This is a genomic window from Ferranicluibacter rubi (assembly GCF_011603255.1).
GTDB lineage: Bacteria > Pseudomonadota > Alphaproteobacteria > Rhizobiales > Rhizobiaceae > Ferranicluibacter > Ferranicluibacter rubi.
The window spans coordinates 370,463-390,273 of the sequence record NZ_JAANCM010000004.1 but is presented as its reverse complement, the minus strand read 5'-3'; the positions used below and the strand labels follow the sequence as shown (position 1 = coordinate 390,273).

At 63.3% G+C, this 19,811-nt stretch carries 13 protein-coding genes; 7 read left to right on the top strand and 6 right to left on the bottom strand.

What is annotated here, in order from left to right; all coding sequences use genetic code 11:
• Positions 1–32 precede the first annotated feature (32 nt).
• Positions 33–731, bottom strand: a complete 699-nt coding sequence (locus tag G8E10_RS10890; protein WP_110801132.1) for a DUF1013 domain-containing protein — start codon at positions 729–731, stop codon at positions 33–35.
• A 216-nt stretch (positions 732–947) separates the two neighbouring features.
• Here G8E10_RS10890 and acs point away from each other — a divergent pair, with 216 nt between their 5' ends.
• On the top strand, positions 948–2,897 hold the full coding sequence (gene acs, locus G8E10_RS10885) for an acetate--CoA ligase (RefSeq protein ID WP_167128683.1): 1,950 nt from the start codon (positions 948–950) through the stop codon (positions 2,895–2,897).
• A 53-nt stretch (positions 2,898–2,950) separates the two neighbouring features.
• Here the strand turns inward: acs and G8E10_RS10880 are convergent, their stop codons facing one another.
• Positions 2,951–3,151 carry a DUF1674 domain-containing protein gene (locus G8E10_RS10880; protein ID WP_110730363.1) on the bottom strand — a complete coding sequence of 67 codons (201 nt, stop codon included), beginning with the start codon at positions 3,149–3,151 and terminating at the stop codon, positions 2,951–2,953.
• 128 nt (positions 3,152–3,279) lie between these two features.
• On the opposite strand from G8E10_RS10880, the gene htpX reads away from it, so the two are divergent.
• From htpX to purH, 4 genes are all read left to right on the top strand, one after another.
• Entirely contained in the window at positions 3,280–4,239 is a 960-nt protein-coding gene (htpX, locus tag G8E10_RS10875; protein WP_167128680.1) for a zinc metalloprotease HtpX, read from the top strand.
• A complete protein-coding gene (locus G8E10_RS10870) occupies positions 4,236–5,615 on the top strand; it encodes an RsmB/NOP family class I SAM-dependent RNA methyltransferase (protein ID WP_425530830.1) in 1,380 nt (459 codons plus the stop codon). The genes htpX and G8E10_RS10870 overlap by 4 nt, the downstream gene beginning before the upstream one ends.
• Positions 5,616–5,751: 136 nt before the next feature.
• Positions 5,752–7,434, top strand: a complete 1,683-nt coding sequence (locus G8E10_RS10865) for a heparinase II/III family protein (protein WP_167128673.1) — start codon at positions 5,752–5,754, stop codon at positions 7,432–7,434.
• Positions 7,435–7,634: 200 nt separating this feature from the next.
• Positions 7,635–9,248 carry a bifunctional phosphoribosylaminoimidazolecarboxamide formyltransferase/IMP cyclohydrolase gene (purH, locus tag G8E10_RS10860; protein WP_132712496.1) on the top strand — a complete coding sequence of 538 codons (1,614 nt, stop codon included), beginning with the start codon at positions 7,635–7,637 and terminating at the stop codon, positions 9,246–9,248.
• A 21-nt stretch (positions 9,249–9,269) separates the two neighbouring features.
• Here purH and G8E10_RS10855 read toward each other — a convergent pair whose 3' ends face one another.
• Entirely contained in the window at positions 9,270–10,679 is a 1,410-nt protein-coding gene (locus G8E10_RS10855) for an MFS transporter (protein ID WP_167128670.1), read from the bottom strand.
• On the bottom strand, positions 10,679–15,502 hold the full coding sequence (locus tag G8E10_RS10850) for an NAD-glutamate dehydrogenase (protein ID WP_167128667.1): 4,824 nt from the start codon (positions 15,500–15,502) through the stop codon (positions 10,679–10,681). Before G8E10_RS10850 ends, G8E10_RS10855 begins: the two co-directional genes overlap by 1 nt.
• 239 nt (positions 15,503–15,741) lie before the next feature.
• On the opposite strand from G8E10_RS10850, the gene pdxY reads away from it, so the two are divergent.
• Both pdxY and G8E10_RS10840 read left to right on the top strand, forming a co-directional pair.
• Positions 15,742–16,617 carry a pyridoxal kinase PdxY gene (gene pdxY, locus G8E10_RS10845; RefSeq protein WP_167128664.1) on the top strand — a complete coding sequence of 292 codons (876 nt, stop codon included), beginning with the start codon at positions 15,742–15,744 and terminating at the stop codon, positions 16,615–16,617.
• Positions 16,618–16,739: 122 nt separating this feature from the next.
• Positions 16,740–17,381 (top strand): carbonic anhydrase, encoded by a 642-nt coding sequence (locus G8E10_RS10840; protein WP_092931054.1) that lies wholly within the window; start codon positions 16,740–16,742, stop codon positions 17,379–17,381.
• A 128-nt stretch (positions 17,382–17,509) separates the two neighbouring features.
• Here the strand turns inward: G8E10_RS10840 and G8E10_RS10835 are convergent, their stop codons facing one another.
• A complete protein-coding gene (locus tag G8E10_RS10835) occupies positions 17,510–18,319 on the bottom strand; it encodes a lytic murein transglycosylase (RefSeq protein ID WP_167128661.1) in 810 nt (269 codons plus the stop codon).
• A gap of 164 nt (positions 18,320–18,483) precedes the next feature.
• A complete protein-coding gene (locus G8E10_RS10830) occupies positions 18,484–19,518 on the bottom strand; it encodes an aspartate-semialdehyde dehydrogenase (protein WP_110801123.1) in 1,035 nt (344 codons plus the stop codon).
• Positions 19,519–19,811: the final 293 nt, after the last annotated feature.

Here is a 19,811-nt window from a genome sequence, read left to right as displayed (position 1 = left end):
TTCGATGAATGCCGCAAGGACGCTTCTGCGGATCAGTATTTCTCTTCTTCTTCGTCCGGCGTTGCGGACTTCAGCGACTTCAGCTTTGCGAAAACGGCGTCTGCGTCCATTTCCTTCTCTTCCTCGCGCTCATAGCCATAGCTGAAGCGTTGGGTTTCCTGCGCCGGTTCCAGCGTGGCGCCGAGATCGGCGGCTGTCGGCAGCGGGCGGCCCTTGGAGGCGCGTTCGACTTCGAGGTCGAGATCGATCTGGCTGCAGAGGCCGAGCGTAACCGGGTCGCTCGCCGTCAGGTTGGCCGAGTTCCAGTGCGTGCGCTCGCGGATCTGCTCGATCGTCGACTTGGTCGTGCCGACGAGACGCGAGATCTGGGCGTCCTTGAGTTCGGGATGGTTGCGAACCAGCCAGAGAATGGCGTTCGGGCGGTCCTGGCGCTTGGAGACCGGGGTGTAGCGCGGGCCCTTGCGCTTGGACTCGGGGACGCGAACCTTCGGCTCGGAAATCTTCAGCTTGTGGTTCGGATTGCCTTCGGCGCGGACGATTTCATCACGCGACAGCTGGCCGGTGGCGATGGGATCGAGGCCCTTGATGCCCTGGGCTGATTCGCCATCGGCGATCGCCTTGACTTCCAGGGGGTGCAGCTTGCAGAACGTGGCGATCTGCTCGAACGACAGGGCGGTATTATCGACAAGCCAGACCGCCGTGGCTTTCGGCATCAGCAATTGTTGAGCCATAGATATAGTCCTTCTGTCCGCCGCGCCGGTGTCGCGGGCCGTGGAATACCACTGATTTCCGGGAATAGGGCGCTTCTATACCCCTCTTGTCGCAGAATTGCAATTCTTCTCGACGTCCTGACTTTCGTCTCATTGCCGCCGGCTCTGCACCTGATATGTATCCCGTGAAAAGCGCCGTGAGGATGCGCAAGCACGACAGCAGGGAGAGAGAAGACCATGTCCGACAAGACCTACCCCGTCTCGGAGGAAACTCAGGCACGCGCCCTCGTGGACCAGGCGACCTATGACACGTGGTATCGCGAGAGCGTCGAAAACCCGGATGCGTTCTGGGGTGAGCACGGCAAGCGGATCGACTGGTCGAAGCCTTATACCAAGGTCAAGAACACCTCGTTTACCGGCGATGTCTCGATCAAATGGTTCGAGGACGGGCAGACCAACGTCTCCTTCAACTGCATCGATCGGCATCTGGAGACACGAGGCGATCAGGTCGCGATCATCTTCGAGGGTGACAACCCCTATATCGACAAGAAGATCACCTATCGCGAGCTGCACCAGCATGTCTGCCGGCTGGCGAACGTCATGAAGGCGCAGGGCGTCGGCAAGGGCGATCGCGTGACAATCTATATGCCGATGATCCCGGAAGCCGCCTATGCGATGCTCGCCTGCGCCCGCATCGGCGCCGTCCATTCCGTCGTCTTCGGGGGATTTTCTCCCGATGCGCTCGCCGGACGGCTGGTGGACTGTGCCTCCACCTTTATCGTCACCTGTGACGAGGGCATGCGCGGCGGCAAGCCGATTCCCCTGAAGGACAATACGGACAAGGCGGTGGAGATCGCCGCAAAAAACGGCATCGACGTGAAGACCGTCCTCGTCGTACGCCGGACGGGCGGCAAGATCACCTGGGCGGATGGCCGCGATGTCTGGTACCACACGGCAACCCAGGCCGCCGACGCCGCGTGCGAACCCGTGGCGATGAATGCGGAAGACCCGCTGTTCATCCTCTACACCTCGGGTTCGACCGGTAAGCCGAAGGGCGTGCTGCACACGACGGGGGGCTATCTCGTCTATGTCGCGATGAGCCACGAATATGTGTTCGATTACCACCCCGGCGATATCTACTGGTGCACGGCGGATGTCGGCTGGGTGACGGGTCATTCCTATATCGTCTACGGACCTCTTGCGAACGGTGCGACGACGCTGATGTTCGAAGGTGTGCCGAACCACCCCGATCAGGGCCGGTTCTGGGAGATCATCGACAAGCATCAGGTGAACATCTTCTACACGGCGCCGACGGCGATCCGCTCGCTGATGGGCGCCGGCGATGCCTATGTGACGCGATCTTCCCGCAAGAGCCTGCGGATCCTCGGCACCGTCGGCGAGCCCATCAATCCGGAAGCCTGGCAGTGGTATCATGACGTCGTGGGCGACGGTCGTTGCCCGGTCGTCGATACCTGGTGGCAGACGGAAACAGGCGGTCACATGATTACGCCGCTTCCGGGTGCAACGGCACTGAAGCCGGGCTCTGCCACCCTGCCCTTCTTCGGCATCCGGCCGGAGCTTGTTGATAACGAGGGTAACGTGCTTGAGGGTGCCGCGGACGGCAATCTCTGTATTGCAGATAGCTGGCCGGGTCAGATGCGAACTGTCTATGGCGATCACGAGCGCTTCATCCAGACATACTTTTCAACCTATAAGGGTAAGTATTTCACGGGTGACGGCTGCAAGCGCGACGCGGACGGCTATTACTGGATCACTGGCCGTGTCGATGACGTCCTCAACGTCTCGGGACATCGCATGGGTACGGCCGAAGTCGAGTCCGCGCTCGTCAGTCATGATGCGGTATCGGAAGCGGCTGTCGTGGGTTACCCTCATGACATCAAGGGTCAGGGCATCTACTGCTATGTGACGCTGATGTCGGGCCGGGAGGGGTCGGACGATCTGCGAAAGGCGCTTGTCGCACACGTCCGCAACGAGATCGGACCGATCGCGTCGCCGGACAAGATCCAGTTTGCGCCGGGTCTGCCGAAAACCCGCTCGGGCAAGATCATGCGGCGCATTCTTCGCAAGATCGCCGAAGATGATTTCGGTGCGCTCGGCGATATCTCGACGCTGGCAGATCCGGGTGTCGTGGACGATCTCGTCGCCAACCGCCAGAACAAGAAATAGCTGGGAAGACCGGCAGGCGGTGGCGTCTGCCGGTCTTCGTTAAACTGTCTCAATCAGAAATCGATCGCGCGACCATTGATTTCCCAGTCGCCGAAACGCACGGGCTCCGCACCGCCGCGACCGCCTATTTCCGTCGGCAGTTCCAGTGCTGCGCTTGCTTCACGGCGCGCGGCCGCTTCCTCAAGGGCGCGACGTGCCGCCGGCGAGAGAACCTTGCCCGGTGTTTCCTGGTTGTTGTCGTTGTCGTTCAGCATTGTGTGACCTCACTACGCCGTTGAATCCGTGGCATCTACGCACCATCATATAGAGGGAAACGCGGCAATCCCACGATGATTCACGTGAAACGCCGCCGAAAATGCATCTATTGCTTTCGGAGACGCGCATGAACCTCATTCGCACGGCCATGCTTTTGGCTTTCATGACAGCGCTGTTCATGGGCATCGGCCTTCTGATCGGCGGTCGGGGTGGCATGATGATCGCCCTCCTCATCGCGATCGCCATGAACTTCTTCTCCTATTGGAATTCGGACCGACTCGTGCTGCGCATGTATGATGCGCAGGAAGTCGATGAGCGCAGCGCGCCCGAATATTATGGCATCGTCCGGGACCTTGCGGACAATGCCGGCCTGCCCATGCCGCGGGTTTACGTGATCAACAATCCGCAGCCGAACGCGTTCGCAACGGGTCGCAATCCGCAAAATGCCGCCGTGGCCGCCTCCACCGGGCTTCTGCAGGCGCTGACCTATGACGAAGTGGCTGGCGTCATGGCGCATGAGCTAGCCCATGTGCAGAACCGGGACACGCTGACGATGACACTGACGGCGACACTGGCGGGTGCCATTTCCATGCTCGGAAACTTTGCCTTCTTCTTCGGCGGCAATCGCGAAAACAACAATCCGCTCGGTTTCATCGGAACGCTGGCCGCGATGATCATCGCGCCGTTTGCCGCCATGATGGTGCAGATGGCAGTGAGCCGGACGCGGGAATATTCGGCGGATCGCCGCGGTGCCGAAATCTGCGGGCAGCCTCTGGCTCTTGCCTCGGCGCTCCGCAAGATTGCCGGTGCCGCGCACCAAGTGCCGAACGCTACGGCGGAGCGCAATCCGGCGACAGCGCATATGTTCATTATTAACCCGCTCTCCGGCGAGCGGATGGACAACCTGTTTTCGACCCATCCCGCGACGGAAAACCGTATCGCGGCTCTCGAAGACATGGCCTCCAGCTTTTCGCGGCCCTCGACGCGCACGGCTCAGCCTGCTACGGCGACGCGAAAGACGCGTTCCGTGCCCAGCACAGGTTGGGGGCGTGATCGCTCCGAACCTCCAAAGGGCCCGTGGTCTTGATGACGAAGACAAAGAACGATTCGGCGACGCAACGATCCCCAAAGCCGGCTCCCGGGCTTCAGAAGCCCGGCCTCGTTGCGCGGCAGGCGGCAGCGAAGCTGCTCGGCGCGGTGATCGAAAAGAAGATCTCGCTGGATGGCATGCTCGATCCGATCGGTGGCAACCCGGCTTACCGTCAGCTGTCCGACATCGATCGGACGCTCGTCAAAGCCATTCTCCACACGGCGTTGCGGCATCTTCCCCGCATCGAGGCAATGCTCGACCAGCTTCTGAAGACGCCTCTGCCGGACGGTGCGCGGGCCTTGCATCACCAGCTCGTCGTCGCGGCAACGCAGATCGTCTATCTCGATATTCCCGATCACTCGGCCGTGGACCTTGCTGTGGAACAGGCCAATGCCGATCCACGCAATCGGCGCTTTGCGAGCCTGACCAATGCGGTCCTGCGCCGATTGTCGCGCGAGAAGGACGAACTGCTTCGAATCGCTTCCGAAACGACTCCATCCCTTCCGGACTGGTACATGGCAAGGCTCGTCTCGACCTATGGGCAGGATCATGCCCAGCGCATCGCGGATGCGCTTCTGGAGCCGGCGGCCATCGACATCACGGTGAAGTCCGATCCGCAAGGCTGGGCGCAGCGCCTTGGAGGCATCGTGCTTCCGACCGGCAGCGTTCGCCTCGCATCTTTCCAGGGTGCGGTCTCTGCGCTCGAAGGGTTCGATGATGGCGAATGGTGGGTGCAGGATGCTGCAGCCTCGCTGCCGGCGCGACTTTTCGGCGACATCCGCGGCCAGCGGGTCGTTGATCTCTGTGCGGCCCCCGGGGGCAAGACGGCGCAGCTGATCGGTGCGGGGGCTGAGGTGACGGCGCTCGATCAGTCCGCCAGCCGGCTGAAGCGTATGAACGGCAATCTCGAGCGGCTCGGCCTGACAGCCGAAACGCTGGAATGCAACATGGCGGACTTCCGGCCAGAGACGCTCTTCGATGCCGCGCTGCTCGATGCGCCCTGTTCCTCGACCGGCACGATCCGCCGCCATCCGGATGTCCCCTACACCAAGGGTCCGGAGGACATCACCAAGCTTGCGGGCCTGCAGGAGCGACTGCTGCGTCATGCCCTGACGGTCGTCAAGCCCGGTGGCCTCGTGGTCTTCTCAAACTGCTCGCTTGATCCGGCCGAGGGTGAAGCGGTGGTCGCTCGTGTCGTTGCAAACGGCGGATGCGAGCGTGTTCCGGTCGATCCCCATGCTTTTCCCGGTCTGGAGGACGCCATTACGCCTCTCGGGGAACTGCGCACGACACCTGCTATGCTGGCGCCGCAACCGGGATTTGCCGGCGGGCTGGACGGCTTTTATGCCACAGTCCTGCGTAGATCGTTGTAAGGAAAGAGTTTCCATACCTTGACCGCTCACGTTCCCTCGGTCATCCACTGGTGCTGACCAGGGAAACACGTCACTGTGTTATTGATCGTGAACATTCCGGCGTGTCGTCGGAATGGGGTGGGGCTTCATTTCATTCATGCGGATGTCGGACAGTCGACGGCTGATCTCTCTCACTATTCGGGAAGCCTGGTGGCGCCTGTCGCGCCGCCTCGTGCTCGGTCGCATGTCGTTCATCCGCTTCTCCGGCCCGACGCCCGACCGGCTGATCGTCGCGCCGACGGACCTCAGGGTCATCGACCCCCATGTGGCCAGCGAAATCGTTGCCGGGCGCTTTCCGCTCGCCGGACGTATTCTGGAAACGGACGGCGAATCACCCTTCGAAGTGGATCTGCCTTCCCGTGAATTCGCGATCCGGCTGCACACGTTCAGCTGGGCGCGTCACATCAGGGCGCTGACGGAGGAAGACGATCTTTCCCGCGCACGCCAGCTCGTCAGCCGCTGGCTGGCCACGCATGGCCGTGGCATCAAGGGCATTGCGTGGGAGCCGGATGTTGCGGCACAGCGCTTGATCGCCTGGCTCTCGCATTCCCCAGTGATCCTGAAGCAGGCGGATCACGTGTTCTATCGTCGGTTTCTGAAGAGCCTCGCGGTGCATGTGCGCTACCTCCGGCATGTCGCCAACGCGGTGCCGGATGGCGAGGGACGGCTACAGGTCCGGATCGCTATCGCTTTCGCGACGGTCTCCATGCCCGCCTCGGGCTCCGCCATCCGCCGTGCTGCGCGCCATCTCGACGACGAACTCGATCGCCAGATCCTCCCCGATGGCGGCCATGCCTCGCGCAATCCGCGCGTGGCGCTCGATCTCCTTCTCGACCTGCTGCCGCTGCGCCAGACCTATGTCAATCTCGGTCACGACGTTCCGGTCAAGCTGATCCCATCCATCGACCGCATGTTTCCAGCCCTGCGCTTCTTTCGCCATCAGGGCGGCGAGCTGGCGCTGTTCAATGGCGCGACGTCCGCGCAGGCAAACGAACTGATGTCGGTGCTGCGCTACGACGAGACGGCCGGTCAGCCGTTCAAAGGTCTGCCGGACAGCCAGTACGAGCGGCTGGCGGCAAAGGATGTCGTTGTCATCATGGACACAGGCTGTCCACTCTCGGCTGCCCTCTCGCGAGAGGCGCATGCCGGGTGTCTTTCGTTCGAGCTGTCTTCGGGCCGTCATCGGTTCATCATCAATTCCGGCGCGCCGCGCTTTGCCGGCGAGCGGTTTCGGCAGATGGCCCGGGTCACGGCGGCGCATTCCACGGTTACCGTCGAGGATCGCTCGTCTGCCCGGCTTTCGACCTCGCGCTTTCTGGGGCCGATCATCACCGGCGGCGTGACGGAGGTCTCGGTGACGCATTCGCCCAGTGAAGGCGGCGATAGCGTGGTTGCGCGCCACAACGGCTATGCCGGTGCCTTCAATCTGATGCATGAGCGGGATCTGAGCCTTAATGCCACGGGAACGACCTTGCGCGGTCGCGACCGGCTGGTGACGGAGAATGGGGCGGATCCAGATCCCGCACATACGGCGAGCGCGGTTGCGCGCTTCCATATCCACCCTGCCATCAGCCTGCGACAGGCGGATGCGCATGAGGTCAAGCTGGTCGCACCGGATGGTGATAGCTGGGTGCTGACCTGCCGCGATGGTGCGATCCTGGTGGAGGAGGATATCTTCTTTGCCGACCCTTCCGGCCTGCGGAAGGCCCAGATGCTGACGATCGGTTTTTCTGCCGGAGAGCAGCCCGAAATCCAGTGGATTCTTTCCCGGCGAACGTGACGTCTGTGCCGGAAAGCAAGGGGAAGCCTTGAGGATTCGGGTGAAATGGCGGTGGGCTGTAGGCCGGTGCGGTTCCTTCCCGGCCCTAGCTGTGCTAACGGCAGCGGCATCCGGCCGGCCGGGCTTTCGCGTGGCCCTTCGGCTTCCCTGCCCGTCCTCGCCTCCCTTCCTTGCCCCCTCTTCCTTGCTAGGAGCCTGTCATGGCCGTTGCCTCCAAGAACATTCCCGCCCCCGACCGCGTTGCCCTGCGCACGGCCCTTCTGTCCGTGTCCGACAAGAGCGGCATCGTCGAGCTTGCCCGTGCGCTGCATGAAAAGGGCGTGGCGCTCGTTTCGACAGGCGGGACGCACAAGACATTGTCGGAAGCCGGCCTGCCGGTGCGCGACGTGTCCGAGCTGACGGGCTTTCCCGAGGTCATGGACGGTCGCGTGAAGACGCTGCATCCCGGCGTCCATGGTGGGTTGCTCGCGATCCGCGACGATGCCGAACACGTCGCGGCCATGGAGACCCATGGGATCGCCGCGATCGATCTCGCGGTCATCAACCTCTATCCGTTCGAGGACGTGCGCGCCAAGGGCGGAGATTATCCGACGACGGTCGAGAATATCGATATCGGCGGCCCGGCCATGATCCGTGCGGCCGCGAAGAACCACGCCTATGTCACCGTCATCACCGACCCTTCCGACTACGACACGCTGATCGCGCAGCTCGGCGACGATGCCGCGACGACGTTCGCCTTCCGGCGCCAGATGGCTGCCAAGGCCTATGCGCGGACGGCGGCCTACGACACGGCGATTTCGGGCTGGTTTGCCGAGGTGCTGGACACGCCGATGCCGCGGCATCGCGCCATCGGTGGCGTGCTGAAAGAAGAAATGCGCTACGGCGAGAATCCGCATCAGAAGGCGGCCTTCTACGTTACTGGCGAGAACCGTCCCGGCGTGGCCACCGCGACGCTGCTGCAGGGCAAGCAGCTTTCCTACAACAACATCAACGACACGGATGCCGCCTTCGAACTGGTGGCCGAGTTTCCGCCGGAAACGGCGCCTGCCTGCGCCATCATCAAGCATGCCAACCCCTGCGGCGTGGCCACGGCAACGACGCTCGTGGATGCCTATCGGCGCGCGCTGGCCTGCGACAGCACCTCGGCCTTCGGCGGCATCATTGCGCTGAACCAGGAACTGGACGGTGCGACGGCGGAAGAGATCGTCAAGCTCTTCACCGAAGTCATCATCGCACCGTCGGTCAGCGACGAGGCGAAGGCGATCATCGCCCGCAAGGCCAATCTGCGCCTGCTCGTCACCGGCGCCCTGCCCGACCCGCGCCTGCCCGGCCTGTCGGCCAAGACGGTGGCCGGCGGTCTCCTCGTGCAGACGCGCGACAACGGCATGGTCGAGGATCTCGACCTCAAGGTCGTCACCCGTCGCGCACCGACGGCGCAGGAACTCATCGACATGAAGTTCGCCTTCAAGGTCGCAAAGCACGTGAAGTCGAACGCCGTCGTCTATGCCAAGGATGGCCAGACGGTAGGCATCGGTGCCGGGCAGATGAGCCGTGTCGACTCGGTTCGCATCGCCGCCATCAAGGCCGAGGAGGCCGCACGGGCTCTGGGGCTCGACAAGCCGCTGACGATCGGCTCGGCGGTGGCGTCCGAAGCCTTCCTGCCGTTTGCCGATGGTCTTCTGTCCGCCGTTGCGGCCGGTGCGACCGCTGTCATTCAGCCGGGCGGCTCGATGCGCGACGAGGAAGTGATCGCCGCGGCCGATGAGGCGGGCGTCGCCATGGTCTTCACCGGCATGCGCCATTTCCGGCATTAAGCCGTAACAGGCTGAAAAACCCTATCCTGTCCGGTCGCCCTTGTCGGCCGGATAGGGCGTCGTCAGGAGGATCAGGAGCCCGATGACGAGGAACGCGATCAGCGCCATCATGCCGACCCGTGCAGAGCCGGTGGCAAGTGTCAGGGTCGCGACGCTGGCGGGTGCCAGGAACGAGGTCGCGCGACCCGACAGCGCGTAGAGGCCGAAATAGCGGCCGGCCTCCTCCGGTGCGACGCTGCGGGCAAGGTAGGAGCGGGCGGAGGCCTGCACCGGCCCGAAGGCGATGCCGACCAATAGGCCGAAGAGGATATAGGCTTTCTCTGCCGCGGTGCCGAATAGACCGCCGCTATCGGCGGTCGAGAGTTGCACGAGGCCGAACAGCGTAAAGCCGGGCCCTGTCGAGACAATGCCGATGGTGGCGACGATCAGGCTCAGCAGGCTGAGAACGACGATGGTCTTCGAGCCCAGTGCCGTGTCGAGGCGGCTCGCCACCAGGCACCCGCCGATCGCCACGACGTTGAGGATGATGCCATAGAGGCCAAGTTCCAGCGTCCGCCAGGCGAACATGCCCGCCGCAAACGTTCCCCCGAGAACAACCAAAGCGTTGACGCCATCCTGGAAGATCATCCGGGCGATCAGGAATTTGAGGATGCCGCGCCGCTGGCGGAGGCCGAGGATCGCGCTTTTCAGGTCCGTAAGGCCCTCTGCGATCGCCCGGCTCGCTGATATCGTGGTCTTCGGCGCATCCGGCGTGAACAGGAACATCGGCAGGATGAAGAGCGCGTACCAGGCGGCGGCCAGCGGTCCGGTGATGCGGGCATCGGCGCCGGTTGCAGGGTCGAGGCCGAAGAGCGGGGCGATGCCGAGCGCCGTGACGCCCGTTTCGGGACTACCGGCGAGAAGCGCCACGACGGCGATCAGGACGATCATGCCGCCGAGATAGCCGATGCCCCAGGCGATGTTGGAGATCCGGCCGGTGTCCTCCGGCGGCACCAGCCGCGGCATCATACTGTCGTTGAAGACGATGGAAAACTCGGCCGCGATCGATGCCAGCACGATGCAGGCGAAGGGCAGGATCAGCGGGGACCCCGGAACCGCGAACCAGAGCGCCGACAAGGCGGCGATCTTGACGACCGCGAAGCTGGCGATCCAAGGCTTTCGCGCGCCCGTGGCGTCCGCCAGAGATCCGAGGATCGGCGACATCACTGCGATGATGAGGCCGGAGACGGTGAGCGTATAGCCCCACATCGCCTGGCCCGCTGCCGGATCGGCCGTCAGGCGGGAGACGAAATAGGGGCCGAAGATGAAGGTGATGACGACGGTGAAGAAGGGCTGGGCTGCTAGATCGAACAGCATCCAGCCCCAAAGGCCCGCGCGGCGGGTTTGACCCTGTTTTGCCGGCGCTGGTGCTCCCTCCACCGTCTCCGCCATCACCGGGCCCTGTCTTCAGCCAGATCACTCAGCAGGCCTGCCGCAACGGTGATCTTGGCGAGTGTCGTCTCACCCTTCTCTGTCATCTGCGCCAGCTGCGTCACGACGCGGTTGAAGCGGTCGGCGTCGCCTTCCTGCCAGGCGAGCACGGGCTCCTTCTCGCCTTTGCGCTGCGTGAGAGCGGCGATGGTGATGGCGCGGCGGGCATCGGCGATATCGCTGGTGCTGCGGGCGAGTGCCATGGCCTCGTAAGGGTCGGTGGTGATGATGCGCTCGGCCGCTGCCAGCAGTCGGCCGACCTTGAGGCTCTGCGTTACCGCGAAGTAGCTCTGTGCGGTTCGGGCAAGCGACGTTCCGGCAACCGAGGAGATCTGCATGATCTCCGGCACGAGGGTGATGAGGAACAGGCGGGCGATATCCTGCGCCAACGCTTCCGGAACGCCCTTTTCGATAAGGGCAGCAGCGCGGGCCTCGATCTCCGTCACCGCCTCTTCCGGCACGGCGCCGTGTGCGGCCGTGGTCAGTTTCTCCAGCGCCTTGCGCAGCTTGTCGATCGCCTGACCCAGAGGCCCGGTGATGGCCCGAGTTCGCAGCGTGCGTTCTGTGACGATCGCGAAGATGCGGCCGACATCCTGGTAGAGCTCGTTCTGCACCGTGCCCGGCACCACGTTGTCGAGCGCGTCGATGGCACGGTAAAGGCGCGGCAGGTCGTAGCCATCGCGCGTCAGCACGGCGGCTTTCACCACATCGGCCGGCAGGAAGCCCGTCTGGTCTATCATGGTCGAGATGAAGGCCGGGCCGCCACGGTTGATCACGTCGTTGCAGAGCAGCGTGGCGATGATCTCGCGGCGCAGGCGATGGGTCTCGATGTCGCCCTGATGCGCCTTCTGCATCTTGCCCGGGAAATAGCCGATCAGCGTTTCGTGGAAATAGGGATCGTCGGGCAAATCACTGTCGATGATCTCGTCGAAGAGCACGATCTTGGCGTAGGAGAGCAGGACGCCGATTTCGGCCCGGGTCAGGGCCTTGCCGGACTGGTAGCGCTCGCTGAGCGCACTGTCGTTCGGCAGAACCTCGACCTTGCGGTTCAAGAGCCCTTCCGCCTCCAGCCGCGTCATCAGCCGGGCGAGCGAGGTGCGGTTGGCAGCGCCTTGCATTTCGGTCAGCGATATCGCGAGGGACTGCTGGTAGTTGTTGTCGAGCACGAGAGACGCGACCTCGTCGGTCATCGATGCCAGAAGCGTGTTGCGCTTGGCGCGTGTCAGGCGGCCGTCGCGCATGGCGGAGGCCAGCGCGATCTTGATGTTGACCTCGACGTCGGAGGAATTGACGCCGGCCGAATTGTCGATGGCATCCGAGTTGCAGCGGCCGCCGGCAAGGCCGAAGGCAATGCGCCCGCGCTGCGTGACGCCGAGATTGGCGCCCTCCCCGATGACTCGTGCGCCCACCTCGTCCGCCGTGATGCGGATCGGGTCGTTCGCGCGGTCACCGACATCGGCGTCGTTCTCGGTCGGTCCGCGCACATAGGTGCCGATGCCGCCGAACCAGAGCAGGTCGACGCGCGTCTTCAGGATGGCCGTCATGATCTCGAAGGGCGTCGCCTGGGACTTCTCTAGCCCGATAGCGGCCGCCGCTTCCGGGGTCAGCTTCACCGATTTTTCGGTTCGCGGAATGATCATGCCGCCCTTCGACAGCGTGGAGCGGTCGTAATCCTGCCAGCTGGAGCGTGGCAGGGCGAACAGACGCTCGCGCTCGGCAAAGGATGCGGCGATATCGGGATCGGGATCGATGATGATGCCGCGGTGATCGAAGGCGCCGATGAGGCGGATCTGGCGCGACAGCAGCATGCCATTACCGAAGACGTCGCCGGACATGTCGCCGACACCGACGACGCTGAACGGCGTCGTCTGAATGTCGATGTTCATCTCGCGGAAGTGGCGCTTGACCGTTTCCCAGGCGCCGCGTGCCGTAATGCCCATCTTCTTGTGGTCGTAGCCGGCGGAGCCGCCGGAGGCGAAGGCATCGTCCAGCCAGAAGCCGGCGTCCTGCGCGAGGCCGTTCGCCGTATCGGAGAATGTGGCCGTGCCCTTGTCGGCCGCCACCACGAAGTAGGGATCGTCACCATCCAGCCGCAGCGTGTTGTTAGGCGGCACAATCTCCTGATCGACGATGTTGTCGGTGATCGACAACATGGTGCGGATATAGGTCTTGTAGGCCTCGGTGCCGACGCGGAAGATCTCGTCGCGTGGCCCCCCGGCCGGCAGCAGCTTCGGGAAGAAGCCGCCCTTGGCGCCGACGGGCACGATGACGGCATTCTTGACCTGCTGCGCCTTCACCAGGCCCAGAACCTCGGTGCGATAATCCTGCGCCCGGTCCGACCAGCGCAGGCCACCGCGGGCGACCTTGCCGAAGCGCAGATGCACGCCCTCGACCTCGACGCCATAGACGAAGATCTCGCGGAAGGGCCGCGGCTCGGGCAGGCCGTCGAGGAGTTTCGGATCGAACTTGAAGGCCAGCATGACACGCGGTTCGCCCGCTTCGTCGCGCTGGAAATAGTTGGTGCGCAGCGTCGAGAGCACGGCGTTCATCATGCGCCGGAGAATGCGGTCCTCGTCGAGGCTGGGAACGGCGTTCAGCGCATCTTCGAGGCTCGTCTGGAGGTTGGAGACGTCGCGCGTTCGCGCCTTCTCTTCGATCCGTGGATCCATTCGCGCGATGAAGAGGCGGAAGATATCGGCGGATATCGCGGGGTATTTGTTGAGCGTCTCGGCGATCAACCCTTGAGAATAAGGGATGCCGGCCTGGCGGAGGTAGCGCGCATAGGCACGCAGCACCGTGACGTCGCGTGCGTTGAGGCCGGCCAGCAGGATCAGCCGGTTGAAGGCGTCGTCCTCGATCTTGCCCGTCCAGGCGGAGAGAAAGGCCTCTTCCAGCAGCGGGCCCATGGACGAGACGTCGAGCGTCTTTCCATCACGGTGGATCAGTTCCATGTCGTGGAGGACAACCAGCCGCTCGCCCTTCGTATCGGAAACGGAGAGATCGTGGGTCTGCTCGCTGATGACGCGGAAGCCGAGATTTTCGAGCAGCGGCACGCGCTGGGACAGCGAGACGGCTCGATCGGCATGGAAGATCTTCAGTTCGAGGCGGTCCGCGTTCGGCGTGTCCTCCCCGGCCGTCTCCGATGGCGTGTCCTGCGGCCGGTGGCGCTCGTAGAAGGCGATGCGGATCGGGTCGTCCGTTTGCGCGGCGGCGATGTCGGGCAGGTCGGCATAGGCTTCAGCGGGGGTGAAGGCCGCCTGATAGCCTTCGCTCACGCTCAGCGATACGCCGTCGCGGCGGGCGAGCAGATGGAAGCGATCGGACCAGCGCGTGACGATCTCGCGCACGGCATCTTCCAGCGTGCTCTGGGCGACACGTGGCGTCGTGCCGCCGGAACGGCCGATGATGAAGTGGACGCGGGCGAGCCCGCCGGCCGGAAAGGCTGGGTAATAGGCGGAAACCCGGCCCTCGTAGACATCCTTGAAAACATCGCCGATACGCTCGCGCACGCGGGAATCATATTGTTCGCGCGGCACGTAGACGATGATCGAGACGAAGCGATCGAAACGGTCGATGCGCGGCAGGACGCGTACGCGCGGGCGATCGGCGAGCTCGTTGATCTGCTCGCAGAACACCTGCAGCTCTTCGACATCGATCTGAAACAGGTCGTCGCGCGGGTAAGATTCCAGCGTGTTGATCAGCATCTTGCCGGAATGGCTGTGCGGATCGAAGCCGAAATGCTCGATGACGCGGCGCACCTTCAGCCGCAGCAGCGGAATGTCGGAGGCCGAGCGCGTATAGGCCGTCGAGGTGAAGAGGCCGACGACGCGCAGCTCGCCGATCACGTTGCCCTTTGCGTCGAAGCGTTTGATGCCGATGTAATCCATATAGGCGCGGCGGTGGACGAGGGCCTTGGTGTTCGCCTTTGTGACGATCAGGAAATCCGGACCCTGCAGGAAGGCGAGGATTTCCGGCGTGGTGACGACGGCGTCGTGTCCCTGGCGCAGCACGCGCACGTTCGGATCGGAAAGGATGCCGAGGCCGTGGCCGGTGCCGCGGTCGAGCGTCGCTTTCTGCCCGTCGCCGGAATAGCTGTATTCGCGCATGCCGAGAAAGGTGAAGTTGTCGTCGCGCAGCCATTTCAGGAAAGCGAGCGCCTCCTTGCGGTCGGCGTCGCGGTCGCTTGTCGTCTGCCCTTCCAGTTCGCCCATGGCTTCGCCGAGAAGCGTCTTCATCGGCTCCCAGTCGCCCACGGCCTGATGCACCTGCGCAAGCACGGTCTCGATCGCGCCCACCAGTGCCGTCGCCTCCTCGGCCACGAGGTGGCTGAGGTGGATCTGGATATGGCTGACGCGATCCGTCGGATCGCTCTCCTCCTCGGGATCGAACAGCACGGGCGCGGCGCCCTTGGACACCACCAGGATCGGGTGGACGGCGAGCGAGAGATCACGGTGCCGGCTCGTGACCTCGCCCATGATGGAATCATAGAGGAAGGGCATGTTGCGGTCTGTGACGCAGAGAACGGAGACTGGCGCGCCGCCGGGCTTCACGCTTTCCAGATCCGTAACGGTGACGCGGGATGTGTTCCTCTTGCGGGCGGTCACTTCCTGATAGGCGTGCGCGGCGGCGGCGGCGAGCATGCCGGCATCATAGGCGGCGATATCGTCGGGGCTCGCGCGTCCGAAGAGGATGGCCGGCGACAGGAAGGGCTGGCCGAGGCGTTCTGCCGCCTGCTCGATCTCGCCGATCAAGCGGGTTTTCTTCGGATGATGTCGCGTGCCCATGATGTTTCGTCCTCCAGCCGTTATTTTTACGTGAACCTAGCAGAACAATTCGCATTTGCGACCGCTAAGCCTGCCTGTTTCTTCCAAAGCACGGCCGTGGTCTCCGCAGACGATGGGTAGAGCGGATCGGATACGTGATCTCGTCCTCGTGAGGCACCTGCTCCTCTTCCCATGCGCAGTTGACAGCGGCATGACCGTCAGGCGATCTGGCGGGAGAACCCGAAAGAGAGACCTGCTGCATGTCCGAGACCGCTGCCGGTGCCGTTATCGTCATTTCCAGCCACGTCATGCGCGGCTCCGTCGGCAACCGGGCCGTCGTCTTCGCGCTGGAGACGCTGGGTTTTACCGTGTGGGCCGTGCCGACGGTCATCATGCCCTGGCATCCCGGTCACGGACGCTCGACGCGGATGGCGATCGACCCGGATACGTTCGATGCGATGCTGGGCGAGCTTGCGGCGTCCCCCTGGGTGGGCGAGGTTCGGGCCGTATTGTCCGGCTATCTCGGCAATGCGCAGCAGGTCGAGGCGGTGGCACGGCTGGTCGAGACGCTGAAGGTGCGCAATCCTCACCTCATCTATGCCTGCGATCCCGTGATCGGCGACCGGGGCGATCTCTATGTGCCGGAACCGGTGGCCTCGGGCATCCGGGACAGGTTGCTGCCTTTGGCGGGGCTCGCCACGCCGAACCGGTTCGAACTGTCGTGGCTCTCGAATGCGGCGCTCGATAGCAATGCGGCCATTCTGGATGCCGCCTTGGCGCTCGGGCCATCGCGCATGCTGGTAACGTCGGCGATCGCCATGATGAACGGCAGCACGGGCAATCTCTACCTCTCCGGACATCATGCGCTGCTGGCCGAGCACCGGCTGGTGGACAATCCGCCGAACGGGACAGGCGACCTGATGGCCGCGCTGTTTCTGGGACGGCTGCTGGAGGGGCAGAGCGAGGAGAAGGCGCTGCAGCTTGCCACCGCCAGCGTGTTCGAGATGGTGGCCCGCTCGGCACGACGCGGCGCGGACGAGCTGACGCTGCAGCAGGACGCGCATTGCCTGACCGGGCCGATGTCGCTGGTGCAGATGCGGCATCTGATGCATCCGTCGCAGACGCGTAGGCGCTGATACGGGGATTTGCGGGCGGCGTCGTGCCCGGCGCGCCGCAAATTAACCCAGCTGACCGCGTTACTCTTGCCTCATCGGGCATTCGGCGCTTAAACACGAGGCAGCAAAAAGGGCACAGGCACATGTATCATTTTCCCGAGCACCTGCTGGGCGGTTACCAGAAATTCATGAACGGCCGGTTCACCGAGCAGCAGGCCCGCTACAAGACGCTGGCGGACACCGGACAGCAGCCGAAGACGCTGATCGTTGCCTGTTGCGACTCTCGCGCCGCGCCGGAAACCATCTTCGACAGCGGACCGGGCGAACTCTTCGTTGTGCGCAACGTCGCCAATATGGTTCCGCCCTACGAGCCCGATGGCCAGTATCATTCGACCTCGGCAGCACTGGAATTCGCTGTCCAGTCGCTGCGCGTCAAGGATATCGTCGTCATGGGCCATGGCCGCTGCGGCGGCATCAAGGCGGTGCTCGATAGCAGCGCCGAGCCTCTGTCGCCCGGCGATTTCATCGGCAAATGGATGAACATGCTGAAGCCGGCGGCCGAACAGATTGCAGGCAATGACATGATGACGGCGGCGGAACGGCAGCGTGCGATGGAGCATGTGTCCATCCGTAATTCTATCGTCAACCTGCGGACGTTCCCCTGCGTCCAGATCCTCGAGCAGCGCGGCAAGCTGCAGCTGCATGGCGCCTGGTTCGATATTTCGACAGGGGAGCTGTGGGTGATGGATCCGAAGTCGGGTGATTTCTCCCGGCCCGGGACCTGACACGCGCCAGATTATCGTTTCAAGAAAGCTGCACGGGTCGAACCGTTGCAGCCTTCTTGAAAATGACCATGAAAAAGCCCCGGAACGCATCCGCGCCGGGGCTTTTCTGTCATCAAAATCCGAAAGGATCAGCCGTCGATGTCGGCTGCGATCTGGGCGATGGCCTGCTGGTAGACGCTGGCCGCGTTCCAGCCCTGGATGGCGCCGAAATTGGCTTCACCCGGCTGATAGCCGCCCCCTGCCCGCCAGCCATGGCCGCGCAGGAAGTTGGCCGTTGAGGCCAGGGCGTCGGCCTTGGAGCGAACCATGTCGACATGGCCGTTGCCATCGCCATCGACGCCATATTTCACGACGTTTGCGGGAAGGAACTGCGTCTGGCCGATTTCACCATGGGCCGCACCGCGGGCATCCGTCGCAAGATCGCCGCGCTGGACGAGCGTCAGAGCTGCGTAGAGCTGGTCGGTGAAGTAGTCGGACCGGCGGCAGTCATAGGCGAGTGTCGAAACGGCAGACAGCGTGTGCTCCTTGCCGAGGAAGTTGCCGAAACCGGTTTCCATGCCCCAGATTGCGATCAGCGGGCCCGCCGGCACGCCGTAGCGCTGTTCGATGGACGCAAAGAGGGCCGCATTCTGGGCCTTCATCTTCTTGCCACGCGAGACGATGGTCGCGCCACCGCGCTTCTTCATGAATTCGCTGAGCGAGAGCTTGAAGCTCTTCTGGCCGCGGTCGGCGCGGATCGTGGCCGTGTTGTACTTCACATTGGCAAAGGCGCGGTCGAGCACGGCGGGGCTGATACGGCCGGAAGCTTCCTGCTTGAAGTCCTGAACCCAGGCGTCGAAGCCGGCAGACGTGTTGCCACAGCTGGCGGCAAAGGCCGCTTGCGGCGCGAGGGCGGCGGCCAGTACAAGACCTGCCAGTGCGAACGTCTTCTTCAGCATAAAAAACCCCGTAGCCCTGCTTCTGATGGCCGACAACCTTGCCGTCTGGCAGAGGCAGCGCCTTGATGTTTCACGTGAATCCGTCCGTCACCGTCCGTCTTCAATGTTCGGGTACCCGCCGTTCCTGTCCCGGTCGGCGGGTGCCCTCGTCTCTTTGCTGCCGATCAGGCAGCCTGCTTCTTGGCCGTGATCAGCCCGCGGGCGACCAGCAGTTCAGCGATCTGGATCGCGTTGAGTGCGGCACCCTTGCGTAAGTTATCGGACACAACCCAGATGTTCAGGCCGTTTTCGACCGTCGCATCTTCACGAATGCGTGAAATATAGGTCGCGTCCTCACCAGCGCTTTCGTAAGGCGTCATGTACCCGCCATTTTCGTGCTTGTCGATAACGAGGCAACCGGGCGCTTCGCGCAGAATGTCGCGGGCCTGATCGGCGGTGATCTCGTTTTCGAATTCGATGTTGACCGATTCCGAGTGGCCGATGAAGACGGGAACGCGCACGGCCGTGCAGGTCACCTTGATCTTCGGATCGAGCATCTTCTTGGTCTCGGCCAGAACCTTCCACTCTTCCTTCGTGTAGCCGTCTTCCATGAAGCTATCGATGTGCGGAATGACGTTGAAGGCGATGCGCTTGGTGAACTTCTTGCTTTCGACCGGATCGGCCACGAAGACGGCGCGGGTCTGGTTGAAGAGTTCGTCCATGCCGTCCTTGCCCGCGCCCGAAACGGACTGGTAGGTCGAGACGACGACGCGCTTGATCTTGGCGAAGTCGTGCAGCGGCTTCAGCGCGACCACGAGCTGCGCCGTGGAGCAATTCGGGTTGGCGATGATGTTGCGCTTGGTAAACTGGGTGATGGCGTCGGGATTGACTTCCGGAACGATCAGCGGAACGTCCTGATCGTAGCGCCAAGCCGAGGAATTATCGATAACGACGCAGCCCTGCGCGGCGATCTTCGGGGAATACTTGAGCGAGACCGCGCCGCCGGCCGACATCAAGCAAATGTCCGTGTCGGAGAAGTCGTAATTTTCGAGGTTCTTGACCTTCAGCGTCTTGTCGCCGAAGGAGACTTCGGTGCCGTGCGACCGTGCCGAGGCCAGTGCCACGACCTCATCGGCCGGGAAGCCGCGTTCGGAAAGGATGTTGAGCATTTCGCGCCCGACATTGCCGGTGGCGCCTGCTACGGCGATCTTGAAACCCATTGTCTTGCTCTCTTTCTCTTCTCTCCGCGGAAGCTGGGGGAGAAACCCGGATCGCCTGCGGCGCGGGCTTCGCGTCCCCGGCCGTGCCGGGGAGAGAGCGGTGGGCCAGAGACGTCAGACGGTTTTCGTCGTCGTTTTGGCCGTGTTTGTGAAAAGTGCGGACATGGGTTCTGGCGCTCCTGCCGAAGCAAGACCGTTTGCGCAGTCGATGATGGACATCTGACGAAGCATGAACCCTTCCCTTTCCGCTGCTGCTCTTATTCATTCTGCCGGTAAAGTCAAGGTTCTTCGCG